This window comes from Stutzerimonas kunmingensis (assembly GCF_014764705.1).
Lineage (GTDB): Bacteria > Pseudomonadota > Gammaproteobacteria > Pseudomonadales > Pseudomonadaceae > Stutzerimonas.
Map to the genome: position 1 here is coordinate 26,844 of NZ_JACXXG010000035.1, position 14,124 is coordinate 40,967.

General features: G+C 64.7%; 9 protein-coding genes and 1 pseudogene. 7 read left to right on the forward strand and 3 right to left on the reverse strand.

Annotated elements, in window-relative coordinates:
* Positions 1 to 62: 62 nt before the first annotated feature.
* Together IEG05_RS19540 and IEG05_RS19545 are read right to left on the reverse strand one after the other, a co-directional pair.
* The gene (locus IEG05_RS19540; RefSeq protein WP_191122566.1) at positions 63 to 1,328 is read right to left on the reverse strand and encodes an inorganic phosphate transporter; all 1,266 of its coding nucleotides are present in this window, start codon (positions 1,326 to 1,328) and stop codon (positions 63 to 65) included.
* A gap of 39 nt (positions 1,329 to 1,367) precedes the next feature.
* Positions 1,368 to 2,045, reverse strand: coding sequence for a TIGR00153 family protein (locus IEG05_RS19545; protein WP_031298440.1), 678 nt, complete (start codon positions 2,043 to 2,045; stop codon positions 1,368 to 1,370).
* Positions 2,046 to 2,158: 113 nt separating this feature from the next.
* On the opposite strand from IEG05_RS19545, the gene IEG05_RS19550 reads away from it, so the two are divergent.
* Together IEG05_RS19550 and tfpB are read left to right on the forward strand one after the other, a co-directional pair.
* The gene (locus IEG05_RS19550; RefSeq protein WP_046620798.1) at positions 2,159 to 3,523 is read left to right on the forward strand and encodes a CYTH domain-containing protein; all 1,365 of its coding nucleotides are present in this window, start codon (positions 2,159 to 2,161) and stop codon (positions 3,521 to 3,523) included.
* A gap of 105 nt (positions 3,524 to 3,628) precedes the next feature.
* Entirely contained in the window at positions 3,629 to 5,413 is a 1,785-nt protein-coding gene (tfpB, locus tag IEG05_RS19555; protein WP_042923064.1) for a type IV pilus assembly ATPase TfpB, read from the forward strand.
* Between the two features lie 169 nt (positions 5,414 to 5,582).
* On the opposite strand, the gene IEG05_RS19560 is transcribed toward tfpB, so the two are convergent.
* Positions 5,583 to 6,296, reverse strand: coding sequence for a murein L,D-transpeptidase catalytic domain family protein (locus tag IEG05_RS19560; RefSeq protein WP_046620797.1), 714 nt, complete (start codon positions 6,294 to 6,296; stop codon positions 5,583 to 5,585).
* A 227-nt stretch (positions 6,297 to 6,523) separates the two neighbouring features.
* On the opposite strand from IEG05_RS19560, the gene IEG05_RS19565 reads away from it, so the two are divergent.
* The 5 genes and pseudogenes from IEG05_RS19565 to IEG05_RS23690 all read left to right on the forward strand — a co-directional run.
* Complete coding sequence (locus IEG05_RS19565; RefSeq protein ID WP_473774397.1) at positions 6,524 to 8,110, forward strand: L,D-transpeptidase family protein; 1,587 nt, start codon at positions 6,524 to 6,526, stop codon at positions 8,108 to 8,110.
* Positions 8,111 to 8,301: 191 nt separating this feature from the next.
* The gene (locus IEG05_RS19570) at positions 8,302 to 13,011 is read left to right on the forward strand and encodes a PAS domain S-box protein (RefSeq protein ID WP_046620793.1); all 4,710 of its coding nucleotides are present in this window, start codon (positions 8,302 to 8,304) and stop codon (positions 13,009 to 13,011) included.
* 66 nt (positions 13,012 to 13,077) lie between these two features.
* Positions 13,078 to 13,386, forward strand: a complete 309-nt coding sequence (locus IEG05_RS19575) for a DUF2388 domain-containing protein (RefSeq protein ID WP_046620792.1) — start codon at positions 13,078 to 13,080, stop codon at positions 13,384 to 13,386.
* 41 nt (positions 13,387 to 13,427) lie between these two features.
* Positions 13,428 to 13,853 (forward strand): OsmC family protein, encoded by a 426-nt coding sequence (locus tag IEG05_RS19580; protein ID WP_014821989.1) that lies wholly within the window; start codon positions 13,428 to 13,430, stop codon positions 13,851 to 13,853.
* Positions 13,854 to 13,989: 136 nt separating this feature from the next.
* Positions 13,990 to 14,124, forward strand: a pseudogene (locus IEG05_RS23690) (ISL3 family transposase); the annotation flags it as partial.

A 14,124-nucleotide genomic window follows, 5' to 3' on the forward strand; every position in this document is an offset into this window, starting at 1 on the left:
CACGAAGGGACCCGCAAACGAAAACGCCCCGCCGAGGCGGGGCGCAAACATCGTTCACTGCCTTAGAGGAAGATGAACTTGAGCACGGTGAAGAAGACGATCGCCAGGAACGCACCGGCCGGCAGGGTGATCAGCCAGGACATGAAGATCGAGCCCACGACACCCAGGTTCAGCGCACCGATACCGCGCGCGATACCGATCCCGAGAACCGCTCCGACCAGCGTGTGAGTCGTGGAGACCGGCAGGCCGATGGCCGATGCGCCGACCACGGTTGTCGCGGTAGCCAGTTCGGCGGCAAAACCGCGGCTTGGCGTCAGCTCGGTGATTTCCTTGCCGATGGTGGCGATCACCTTGTAGCCGTAGGTGGCCAGACCGATGACGATACCTATCGCACCAAGCAGCAACACCCAGCCCGGCACGGCAGACTTGGCCGCGATGTCGGCGGCGCCGCCGGACTCGATCACACCGACGATGGCGGCCAGCGGACCAACCGCGTTGGCGACATCGTTGGCGCCATGGGCGAAGGCCATCGAGCAGGCGGTGAAGATCATCAGGACGGCGAACACCTTTTCCACGCTGGCGAAGTGAAAGGTCTTGTCGGCCTCGACGTCGACCTTGATCCGCGAGAGCAGCGCGATACCCGCGAGCATCACCAGCAGGCCGATGCCGAAGGCCAGCAGGATGCCCTGGCCGCTGCTGAGGGTCAGACCGACATGCTTGAGGCCCTTGGTGACCGTCATCAGCGCGACCATGAAGCCGGTCAGGAACATGTACAGCGGCACGAAGCGCTTGGCGTTCTCGAACGGATGATCGGTATTGATGATCAGCTTCTGCACGCTCATGAATAGGCCGAAGGCGACGATGCCGGACAGCATCGGGGTGAACACCCAGCTGGCGACGATCGGACCGATGGCGTCCCAATGCACCGCATCGGTGGACACACCCACCGCGGCGAAGCCAATCACCGCGCCGATAATCGAATGCGTGGTGGAAACCGGCCAGCCTTTCATCGTCGCGATCATCAGCCAGGTGCCGGCGGCCAATAGCGCCGACATCATCCCCAGCACCATCAGGTCAGGGGAAATCACCTCCGCGTCGACGATGCCGTTCTTGATCGTCTCGGTGACTTCGCCGCCGGCCAGATAGGCGCCGCAGAACTCGAAGATCATGGCCACGATGATGGCCTGCTTGATGGTCAGCGCCCGAGAACCGACCGAAGTACCCATGGCATTGGCCACGTCATTGGCGCCCACGCCCCAGGCCATGAAGAAACCGAATGCGCAGGCAAGGATCAGGAGTACGAAGCCGTAATCCGCAATAAGAGACATAAGGAATTACCTGTTGAACCCAGAAAGGATGCTGGCGCCTCAGCGCGCCAGCAGTTGTTCCAGACGGTTACCGACGCGCTCGGCGCGGTCGGCTACATCACCGATCCATTCGATGATCTTGTAGAGAAAGATCACGTCGACTGCTGGCAAATCCTTTTCCAGGTGGAACAGCGCACGGCGAACCGTGATCTGCATGCGGTCGGTTTCCCGCTCGATTTCCTCGAGCTCTTCGACCATCTTCTCGACGAGAGTGGCTTCGCGGCCGCTGAAGCCGGTTTCCAGCAGCGAATCCAGTTCCTTCAGCGCTTTCAGCGCCTGGGCGCTGGCATCCACGGTGCGTTGCACGTAGGCGAGCATCTGCGGCTGCAGTGCCTGCGGGATGGTCATGCAGCGACCCAGCATCAGGCCGGCGATGTCCTTGGCGCGGTTGGCGATCTTGTCCTGTACACTCAGCAGGTCCAGCAGATCGGAGCGCGGCACCGGCAGGAACAGGCTCTTGGGCAGGTGCTGGCGAACGCTCTTCTTGAGCTTGTCGGCTTCGTTTTCCAGCTGCGACATCTGCTGCTGAATCTGCTCGACCTTCTCCCAGTCTTCGGCCATGACCGCCTGGAATAGCGGCACCAGGTTCGCTGCACATTCGTGCGACTTGGCCATATGCTGTTGCATCGGGCCGATTGGCGAACGTCCGAACAAGCTGACGAAAGGATTGACTGGCATAGGGTATGGCCCCGGCTTGAAAGAGGCGGCAAGTATACGGACAGGCCATCACGCCTGCTACCGTGCGTCATCAGGCTGCAACATCCACACATCATAGGCACCCAGTCGGCACCATGCAGAAAGAAACCGAAATCAAGCTACGCGCCAGCCGCGAAACCCTGCTCGCCCTGCGCGATCATCCGCTGCTGAAGAAGCGCAACAAGAGTGGCTGGTCGCGCCATGAGCTGTTCAACCAGTATTACGACACCGCCGAGCGCGACCTCGCCCAGGCCCGCGTCGCGCTGCGCCTGCGCCGCGACGGCGAGCAGTTTATCCAGACCCTGAAAAGCCGCGGCCAGAGCGTCGCCGGGCTTTCCGAGCGCAACGAGTGGGACTGGTATCTGGACAAGGCCAAGCTCGACACCAAGAAGCTTGGCGACGACTGCTGGCCGGCCAGCCTCGCCGAGCTGGACAAGAAAAGTCTCAAGCCGATCTTCACCACCGACTTCGTGCGCGAGAAAGCCGAAATTGCCTGGGGCCGCGGCAAGACCAAGGTGGTGATCGAGGCGGCGCTGGATCTGGGCCAGGTCAAGGCCGGCAAGCAGTCCGAGGAAATCTGCGAGCTGGAGCTCGAGCTGCGCCAGGGCGATCCGGAAGCGCTGCTGGAATTGGCGGCCGAGCTGGCCGCCGACCTGCCGCTGATGCCCTGCGACATCAGCAAGGCCGAGCGCGGCTATCGCCTGCATGACGCCGATGGCTACAACCTGCAGCTGCCGGCGCCGGCACTCGACGCTACGATGCCGCTGGACGACGCGGTGGTAGCCCTCGGCTGGCAGCTGCTGGGCAACAGCCAGCGTCTGGCTGAGCAGTACCGCTTCAATGGCCGCTGGAAACTGCTGAGTGACTGGCTGCAGCAGCTGATCGAGCTGCGCGCCCTGCTCGGCAGCCTCGGCCAGGCCGCCCCGCGCACCAGCAGTCGTGAGCTGCGTGAACTGCTCGACGCGCTGATCCAGGACTGGCGCCCACGGGTCGAAGCCGGCCAGGACGATGAAGGCGTGCGCAAGGCCGCACCAGTGCAGTTCGCCGAGGAACTGGGCCAGACCCGCTGGGGCCTGCTGTCGCTGAAAGCCTCGCTCTGGCTGCTGCAGCGCAGCTGGACCGAAGGCCGCAATGCGCGCGGCGATCGCCAGGGCGCTGCCGAGCTGGGCAAGTGGCTGCTGCATCTGCTGGCGGAAGAAGCCAAGGCCCTGCAACTGCCGCGCTACCAGCAACAACCCGAAGACCTCGCCGAACAGAGCCCGCGCATGGAGCGCCTGCTGGTCTGGCTGCATCTGGCCCGCAGCGTGCTGGAGTTGCCGGAAGTCGATCGACTGTACGGCGAGCTGGCCAAGCTGCATGAGCTGGCTCGCCAGCCCATCGACGAGCAAGCGCTGGAAATGCGCGTCGAGCAGGCGCACCTGGTCTGGACGCTCAAGGCCTGGAAGCAGCTGGAGAAATAACGCCCCAGACGGCGCAAGCTGCTCAAAGTTGAACCCCGGCGGCAGACAACGCCGGGGCTTTAGCGGCAAGCTTGGCTTTTCCCGCCGCTGCGTCGAAGGAATCCCATGTCCGTGCTGAACTCGCCCTCCCAGGACCGCCCTCTCGATCTCGCCGATCTGTTGCGCGAGTTGGTCGCCCAGGGGCGGGTCGCGCAGGACAGCGCCGAACAATGCCTGACGGTCCGCCGCAGCGCGGTGGCCAACCAGCAGCATCCGCTGGAATTCCTCGCCGCGCAGCAGCTTGATGATCTGCAGCGGCCGGGCAAGAAGCTCGATCTGGAAACACTGACCGTCTGGCTGGCGGAACGCGCCGGTCAGCCGTATCTGCGCATCGACCCGCTGAAGATCGACGTCGCCGCCGTCACCCCACTGATGTCCTATGCCTTCGCCCAGCGCCACAGCATTCTCGCAGTGGCGGTGGACAGCAGCGCCGTCACCATCGCCAGCAGCCAGCCCTTCGTGCACGGCTGGGAAGCCAACCTGACCCACGTGCTCAAGCGCCCGATCAAGCGCGTGGTGGCCAACCCGAGCGACATTCAGCGCTTCACCGTCGAGTTCTACCGCCTGGCCAAGTCGGTCAGCGGCGCCAGTGGTACCGATCAGAAAATCAGCGGCGTCGGCAATTTCGAGCAGCTGCTCAACCTCGGCGCCAGCGATCAGGAACCGGACGCCAACGACTCGCACATCGTCAACATCGTCGACTGGCTGTTCCAGTACGCCTTCCAGCAACGCGCCAGCGATATCCACATCGAGCCGCGTCGCGAGCAGGGCTCGGTACGCTTTCGCATCGACGGCGTGCTGCACAACGTCTATCAGTTTCCGCCACAGGTGACGATGGCGGTGGTCAGCCGACTAAAGTCTCTCGGCCGGATGAACGTCGCCGAGAAGCGCAAACCGCAGGATGGCCGGGTCAAGACCAAGACGCCGGAAGGCGGCGAAGTCGAGCTGCGCCTGTCGACGCTGCCAACGGCATTCGGCGAGAAGATGGTGATGCGTATCTTCGACCCCGAAGTGCTGCTCAAGGGCTTCGACCAGCTGGGCTTTTCCGCTGACGACCTGCGCCGCTGGCAGAGCATGACCGGCCAGCCCAACGGCATCATCCTCGTCACCGGGCCGACCGGCTCGGGCAAGACCACCACGCTCTACACCACGCTCAAGCAGCTGGCGACGCCCGAGGTGAACGTCTGCACCATCGAGGACCCGATCGAGATGATTGAGGGCGCCTTCAACCAGATGCAGGTGCAGCACAACATCGATCTGACCTTCGCCAGCGGCGTGCGCGCGCTGATGCGTCAGGACCCAGACATCATCATGGTCGGCGAGATCCGCGACCTGGAAACCGCCGAGATGGCCATCCAGGCCGCACTGACCGGCCACCTGGTGCTCTCCACCCTGCACACCAACGACGCGCCCAGCGCGATCACCCGCTTGCTGGAACTGGGCGTGCCGCACTACCTGCTCAAGGCCACACTGCTCGGCGTCATGGCCCAGCGTCTGGTGCGCACGCTGTGCCCGCACTGCAAGGCGCCGATGCAGCTGGATGCAGACGACTGGAGCGCATTGACCAAACCCTGGAACGCCCCGCTGCCGACCACCGCGCAACGGGCGGTAGGCTGCCTGGAATGCCGCGACACTGGTTTCCGCGGTCGCGCCGGGGTCTACGAGATCATGCTGCTGAACGACGCGATCAAGCCGCTGATCACCGCCGACACCGACATCGTCGCCCTGCGCCGCCAGGCCTTCAAGGATGGCATGCGCAGCCTGCGCCTCTCAGGCGCCCAGAAGATCGCCGCCGGCCTCACCACCGTGGAAGAAGTGCTGCGGGTGACGCCGCAGAGCGAGCAGAAATAGCCGGAGGCTAGAGGCGTTTGTAGGGTGGATGTCGCTTTTTACATCCACCACAACTCCGCCCGGTGGATCGGTGAAGCGCGATCCACCCTACGCCAGCTCGGACCGCACCTGCGTCAGTGCCCGCAGTCGCGCCGATGACGCCGACCCTTGCGACGATCCGAATGCTGCATCAGCCGCCCGAACGTGCAGCGAGAATGGTCGCCACCTGGTTGGGCTTGCAGTTGAGATACGCCGAGGATTGCAGCCATTGCTGGTCGGGGTACCAGGAGAACATGAACTGGCCGCCCTTGAGGCTATCGACCACCATCCGCGCCACCTCAGGCCGTACCGCCGGGCAGCCCTGGCTGCGGCCGATGCGGCCCTGGGTGGCGATCCAGGAAGGATTCACGTAAGCCGCCGGGTGGATGACGATGGCGCGCTCGCGGGCGCGGTCATTGATACCCGGCTCCAATCCGTCCATGCGCAGCGAGTAGCCATGCTTGCCGCTGTAGCTTTCGGCGGTGCGGAACAGACCGATGCTGGACTGGTGACTGCCAACCGTATTGGAGAACTGCGTGGCGTGGTTGTCGCCGGACTTCTGGCCATGGGCGACCAGGTCCTCGAGCAACAGCTCCTCCTTTTCCAGGTCGAAGATCCACAGCCGTCGCTCGCTGGAAGGCAGCGAAAAATCGATCACCGCCAGACGCTGGGCAGCACTTGCACCGTTGTTGACGGCGCATTGCATGGCCGCGACGGCGTGGGTCAGAACCTGGCGGTCGAGCGTTGGCGCCAATCGGGCCAGGCTGTCGACCATCGGCTGATAGGTTGCACCGGCCGCCCAGACAGGCGAAGCGAGAACGAAAAGTCCCGCCGCCAGGCAGGCACGTCGAAGCATGGACATCATCGAGCAAGCAACCTCGTCGGGCCCGGCCTGACGACTTCCTGTCTGGCCGGCGCCGCATACTCGCTGCCGAACACAGCAGCAGCGCAACGAAGCCGGGCGGGACGAACGTGCGCCCAATGCCCGGCAGGATATGTTTTTATGGGCCCGAAAGAATGCCGGCAGACACCGGAACGGCGGCCCTACAGGCGCGCAGTCTAGCAGTCACGGGAATGGCCTGGAGCGATAAATTGTTCAAAAAATGTGCATTTCGTCTTGCCGTCTGGCTCTGCCTCGCCCCGATCGCGGCCTCGGCAGAGCCGCTCGTCGCGTCGCCGACGCCGCTCGAAACCGCGCTGATGAGCCTGCCAGAGCGCTGCACGGCGATGCCGGACAGGCTGGAACCAGAGGCGCTGCAGCGACTGTCGGCATTCTATGCAGCCGTGCATCACCAGCCGGTGTGGAATTCCTATGCGACACTCGACGGCCTGCTGCAGCAGCTCGCGCAACTGGCCGATGACGGTCTGGACCCGGCGCAATATCAGCCGGCGCGCATACGCGAGCAGCTCTATCAGTCGTCGACCGCGCCGCTGCATCGCGAATGCGCTGACATCCTCACCAGCCACGCCTATCTGGAAGCGCTGCACCATCTGGCCCGTGGTCGCCTGCGCCAGGCCGATGTCGAGCAGATCTGGCGCAGCCCCGACGCCGCGGAGCGCGACGATAGCCAGCAATTGCTGCAGATCGCCGTGCAGGGCCTTACCGATCTGCCGCAGGCCTTCGAGCGCGCCCGCCCGGCCCTTGCGCTGTACCGCGACTTGCGCGCCGCCTATGCGCGGTTGCGCCTGGCGCCGCTGCCCGCCTGGCGGCCATTGCCGGACGGCACGACGCTGCGACCCGGAATGAGCGATGAACGTGTGCCGCTGCTGCGCGAAATACTGCTCGCCGGCGCCGCCAGTACGGCGGCGCTGGAGCCGCGCTACGACGACGAGCTGCTCGAGGCGGTGCGCCGCTTTCAGACGCGACATGGTCTGGAAACCGACGGCGTGATCGGCGCCGGCACTCTGGCTGCATTGAACGTCAGCCCGGCCAGCCGTCTCGATCAGGTGCGTATCAATCTGGAGCGCCTGCGCTGGATCAGCCGTGACCTCGAGCCGCAATCGCTGCTGGTGGATATCGCCGGCGCACGGCTGATCTACTATCGCGACAGCTGCCCGTTCTGGCAGACGCGTACCCAGGTCGGCCGCCAGGCGCGGCAGACGCCGCCGCTGAAATCGCAGATCACCCGACTCACGCTCAACCCCACCTGGACCGTACCTCCGACCATCCTGCAGCAGGACAAGCTGCCGTTGATCCGCAAGGACGCCGGCTACCTCGCGCGTCACGGGATGCGCGTGCTCGATGCCCAGGGCAACGACCTGGACCCGGCCAGCATCGACTGGCATGCACCGCGCAACATCATGCTGCGCCAGGAGGCAGGTCCGGCCAATCCGCTCGGACAGGTGGCAATCCGCTTCGCCAACCCGTTCTCGGTGTACCTGCACGATACGCCGAGCAAGCCGCTGTTCGATCTCAGCGAGCGTGCCCTCAGCTCCGGCTGCGTGCGCGTCGAAGGGGCGCTGCAGCTGGTCGATCTGCTACTCGACGAAGACGAGCGCGAGACTGTTGCCAGACTGCTGCAGACCGGCAAGCCCCACGAGTACCGCCTGACGCGCCGCACGCCGATCCTGATGGCCTACTGGACCGCGGCCGTCGACGACACCGGCCAGCTGCGCTATCGCCCGGACATTTACCAGCGCGATGCCGCGCTCCTCAGGGCGCTGGACGCGGCGCGTTAGCGCAACGCTGACGACCCAGTGCGGGCACCCGCGCGGCGTTCCGTTCGTCGGGAGTTTCGTCGCCTGCTGCCTGAACCAAGCAGGCTCGGCGTAGTCTTTTGCTGACCGCTCGACACACCCGCCGCTGAAGGGTGGTCGACTGACAGACCCGTCTGAATTACTCAGTGCCATGGATAGCCGAGCAGGACACCTTGAACGCCGAACACAGCGCCCTCACAGCGACCTGGAATGAAGCTGAACGGCTGATCGCATTGGCTCGTTATGCCGCGCTCGACGCCTCGTGCGACGCGGAGCTGGATGAGCTTGCCGCCATGGCTGCGGACCTCTGTGCCTGTCCGGCGGCGGCGATCCATTTCATCGATGACCAATACCAGTACTGCAAGGGCGCCTTCGCGCTCCAGCGCGAGCCCGTTCCGCTCGCGCGCTCGCTCTGTGCCCGCGCGATCCTGCAATCCGAGCCGCTAATCACCAGGCAAAGCGGCGAGCTCAGCGCGCCCGTGGAAATGCCACGTCTTGCCGCAGGCGAGCCCGCACACTTCTATGCCGCGGCTATCCTGCGCGACGACGATGGCCTGCCGCTGGGTACGCTGTGCGTCTGCGACCGCCAGCCACGCGAGCTCTCGCCGCGTCAGGGTGCGCAACTGCAGGCAGTGGCACGTCAGGTCATGGCGCTGCTGGAACTGCGGCGTTTGCGCGGCGAAGACGCGCGCAGCCGCCAGATCATCGACAGCGCCCAGGACTACGCCATTCTCGCCAGCGACCCGCGCGGGTGCATCACCAGCTGGAACAGCGGTGCGCAGCGCATGCTCGGCTGGACTGCCAAAGAGATGATTGGCCAGCCACTCGCCCGCATCTTCACCGAAGAGGATTGCGCACAACACGCCCCTGAGCAGGAAATGCGCACGGCAAGCGAGAAAGGCAGCGCCATCGATGAACGCTGGCACCAGCGCAAGGACGGTTCCCGCTTCTGGGCCAGTGGAGTGCTTACCCCGCTTTTGCACGACGGCAAGCCGCAGGGCTTCGTCAAAATTCTCCGCGATTTGACCGAAGCGCGGCTGCAGCAGAGCTTCGCCCGGGAAATGGAGGAGCGCTACCGCACGCTGGTCGACCTCAGTCCACAGGTGGTCTGGCAATGCGATGCCGATGGCAGCCTGAGCTATTGCAACAGCTACTGGTGCGAATTCACCGGCCTGGACGAGCAGCAATCACGTGGCGACGGCTGGCTTGTCGCGGTCTCCGCGAACGATCGCCAGCGTACGGCCGAACAATGGCAGGCCGCGCTGCAACGCCAACTACCGTTCAAGCTCGAACTGCCCCTGCGCGACATCGATGGCCAGCCGCGATGGTTCCAGGTCAGCGCCGCACCGATCTACGATGCCGACGGACAATTGCTGCACTGGGTCTGCGTGGCCCAGGACGTCGACAGCCGCCGGCGCTCGGAGATGCAGCGGCTGGAGAGCGAAGCCTTCACCCGCCTGTTGCTGGATTCGGCCAACGAAGGTTTCTACTCCATCGACCGCGGCGGCATGGTCACCCTGTGCAACGATGCCTTCCTCAACCTGCTGGGCTTCACCAGCCGCGAGGAAGTGCTAGGCCGCCAGCTGCACCATGTGATCCATCACAGCCATCCGGACGGCAGCCCCTACCCGGTGCAGGACTGCCCGATCCAGCACACCGCCACGACCGGCGAACCACGCCACGTCGAGCACGAACTGTTCTTCCGCGTCGACGGCAGCAGCCTGCCGGTGGAATACCGGGTCGCGCCGATCTACCGCGACGGCGAGCTGCAGGGCGCCATCTGCACCTTCAGCGACATCAGTGAGCGCACCCAGCACCAGGCATTGCAGGCCTTTCTTCTCGAACTGAGCGATTGCCTGCAGGCTTGCAGCGAGCGGGTCGATGTCTGCTGCGTACTCGACCAGCGCCTGGCCCGGCTGACGCACTGTGACTGCATCGCCTGGGGGACCGTGAAGGACGGCACGCTGGCCGTGAAACAGGAATGGCTGGCTGTGGATGCTCCGAGCCGGATAGGGCGCCATAGCCTGGAAGCGGAAGCTGCCGGTTTCATCGACCGCCTGCCAGACGAAAACCTGGTCGTGCTCGAGGAAGACACGTCAGGCAGTGACTCGCTGCTGCAACATCTGGCCGCCCGCTCGGTCCTGTTCACCGAGTTGCCAGGTGTCGAGTCCGGCACCCAGCCCGCGCTGCTCATGTTCATCCGCAGCCAGCCGCTGCCGTGGAGCCCGGATGACATAGGCCTGGCGCGCGAGGTGCTGGAGCGCATCCGTGCCGCGGCCGAGCGCATGCGGGCCAGCAAGGCCCTGCGCGAAGCCGAGCAGCGCATCAGCCTCGCCAACGAGATCGCCTCGATCGGCGTCTGGGAATACCGCGACAGCCATCATTCGCTGCACTGGGACGCACAACTCAAGGCCATGGCCGGGCTGGCGCCGGATGAGCCGGGGCTGGGTGTGCACGAGATTCTTGCGCGGATCCATCCGGACGACCGCAGCGTGCTGCTCAAGGCGCTGGGCGATACCCTTGCGGGACGTGGCGACGGCGAGTTCCAGCTCGACTACCGCATCTTCGATACCCGCATCGGCGAGTTCGTCTGGCTCGCCAATCGTGGCCGCCGGCTCGTCGATTCCAGCGGCATGGTGCGCATCCTCGGTACCGCACGCAACATCACCGCCGAACGCAACGCTGCCGAACGCATGCTGCGCATGAACGAGATGCTCGAAGAGCAGATCAAGGATCGCCAGCAGGCCGAACAGCGCCAGACCGCGCTGATCGAACTGGGCGACCTGCTGCGCGAGCAGCACGACAGCCAGACCATCGCGCATGCCGCGGTGAGCGTGATCGGCCGCACCATCGGTGTTTCCCGAGTGCTGTTCGCCAGTGTCGATGCGCCGAGCCAGAGCGCCACCATCGAGCGCTACTGGAGCGACGGCAGTTCGGACAGCAGCAGCGAAGTGGTGCATTTCGCCGATTACGGCGATTTCTTCTATGACCTGCAGGAAAACGAACTGGTCGTGATCGAGGACGTGCTGCACGATGCCCGCACCGCCAGCCATGCGGAGAACTTTGCCGAAAGCCAGATCCGCAGCATCGTCTGCGTCCCGCTGTTCGAGCAGGGCCGCATTTCCGCCGTGATGATGCTGCTCGAAGAACAGCCGCGCGGCTGGCTCGACGACGACATCTCGTTCATCCGCGAAGTCGCCGACCGCGCCTGGACCGCCGATGAGCGCATGCGCGCCGAACGCGCATTGCGGGAGAGCGAAGAGCAGTTCCGCACCCTCGCCGACAACATGAGCCAGTTCGCCTGGATGGCCGACCCCAGCGGCCACATCTACTGGTACAACAAGCGCTGGTACGACTACACCGGCACCACCGACGAAGCCATGCGCGCCCTTGGCTGGCGCACGGTGAACCACCCGGACCATCATGAGCGAGTCAGCGCCTCGATGAAGCGCGCCTTTGCCATCGGCTCGATCTGGGAAGAAACCTTTCCGTTGCGCGGCAAGGACGGCAAGTACCGCTGGTTCCTCTCCCGCGCGCTGCCGATTCGCGACGACTTCGGCCAGGTTACCCACTGGTTCGGCACCAATACTGATGTCACTGCCCAGGTTGCCGCCGAAGAGGCGCTGCGCGAACTCAACGACAGCCTCGAGCGCCGGGTCGCCGAACGTACCCGCGAGCTGGCGGCGATTAACAGCCGGCTGCACATCGAGATGGCCGAGCGCGAGCGCGCCGAGGAAGCGCTGCGCCACGCGCAGAAGATGGAAGCCATCGGGCAGCTCACCGGCGGCCTTGCGCACGACTTCAACAACATGCTGACCGGCGTGCTCGGCGCGCTCGACCTGATCCAGCGGCGTGTCGCCGGCGGCAATACCGGCGATCTCGACCGCTACATCGACGCCGCGACCACCTCGGCCAACCGTGCCGCGGCGCTGACCCATCGCCTGCTGGCCTTTGCCCGTCGCCAGTCGCTGGACCCCAAACCGGTCGACGTGAACCTGTTGGTGGTGTCGATGGAGGACATGCTGCGTCGCACCATGGGCGAGCACATCCGTCTGGAAGTCGAGCTGCAGGCAGATGCCTGGCTTGCTTATACCGACGGCCACCAGCTGGAGAACGCCCTGCTCAACCTGGTGATCAACGCCCGGGATGCCATGCCCAACGGCGGGCGTCTCGGGGTGAACACGCGCAATGTGCGGATTCAACAGCGCCAGCCGGACGCCCCGGAACCGGGCGACTACGTGGTGCTGAGCGTCACCGACAACGGCTCCGGCATGTCGGCGCAGACCATTGCCAAGGCGTTCGACCCCTTCTTCACCACCAAGCCGATCGGCCAGGGCACCGGCCTCGGCCTGTCGATGGTCTACGGCTTCGCCAAGCAGACCGGCGGCCACGTACGCATCGACAGCACGCTGGGCGAAGGCACACAGATCATCCTCTACCTGCCGCGCAACGAAGCCCAGGACGAGCTACCGCCCTCCGCGTCGCAAGCGACCGAAACGCCCAGTGCGACGAACGGCGAGATCGTGCTGGTGGTGGAGGACGAAGCCGCCGTGCGCATGCTCGTCGTGGAGGTGCTGCAGGAGCTGGGCTATCAGGTGCTGGAAGCGGTCGACGCGAACGGCGCTCTACCCTATCTGCACGGCGATCAGCGCCTCGACCTGCTGGTCACCGATTTCGGCCTGCCCGGCCTGAATGGGCGGCAGCTGGTGGAAAGCGCGCGACAGCACCGTCCCGAACTGAAGGTGCTGTTCATCACCGGCTACGTGCCGGACGACGAGATGCGTAACGACTTCCTCGCCCCCGGCATGGATATCCTCGCCAAACCCTTCAGCATCGACATCCTCGCCGCGCGCATCCGGCGCCTGATCGACGGGCGTGACTAGCGGCAACCGGAACTCTCCTTCGCGCCTCGCACTCTCAGAAGAACGATAGCAAGGAGGTTTCCGCTCATGCGCAAGACACTTTTCGCAGCGTTCACCCTGGCCATGGTGCCCGTAGGCAGTGCCATGGCCGACGGCCTGGTCCGCGACATTCTCTCCTCGGGTGCGACCACCGCGTCCACTTACATGACGTTCAAGGACGACAAGCTGGTGATACCCGCTCGCGAGGATGCCGGCAGCTTTGTGGCCAGCAACGGCGAAATCCGCGGCCCGTATCTGGAAGCCATGCTGCAGCAACTGCGCAGCGAGCAGCCGCAGCTGAAGGCCACCGACATGGAGCTGGCCAGCGCGATCCTCGCCGCCGAACAGCTTCAATAGCGGCACGCTGAATCCATTCACGCACTCATTGAGGTCAGTTCATGAAGAAGAGCGCTTCCGCCGTCTGGCAAGGCGGCCTGAAAGACGGCAAGGGCACCATCAGCACTCAGAGCGGTGCACTGAAGGACAATCCCTACGGCTTCAACACTCGCTTCGAAGACACGCCGGGGACCAACCCGGAAGAGCTGATCGGCGCGGCCCATGCCGGCTGCTTCTCGATGGCCCTGTCGATGATGCTGGGCCAGGCTGGGCTGACCGCCGAACGCATCGACACCCGCGCCGAGGTCACGCTCGACAAGGATGGCGAAGGCTTCAGCATCACGGCGATCGATCTCACCCTAAAGGCGCGGATTCCAGGCGCGGATGACGCGCAGTTCCAGCAGATCGCCAATCAGGCGAAGGAAGGCTGCCCGGTGTCCAAGGTACTCAACGCCCGCATCAGCCTGAACGCGACGCTGGAAGGCTGACCGCTGCTCCATTGCGCGAAGCTCGGGCGAAAAAAAAGGTTCTTCGCGGAGTCTGGGGGAAGAGCGAGTTGACAGTCAGGGAAGCAGGTAAATTGGCAGTCGCCAAACACACCCTTCACCTGTCCCTGCTGTCGCCGTGCATCTTATTGATCTTGCCGCTTTCTGGCCAGGCTACGACGCCGTTACCTGTCGCCCATCTACCGATAACACCCTCCTCATTGAGCTTGAACCTCAAGCCGGCTCTCTTCCTAAGTGCGGGCGTTGTGGCCAG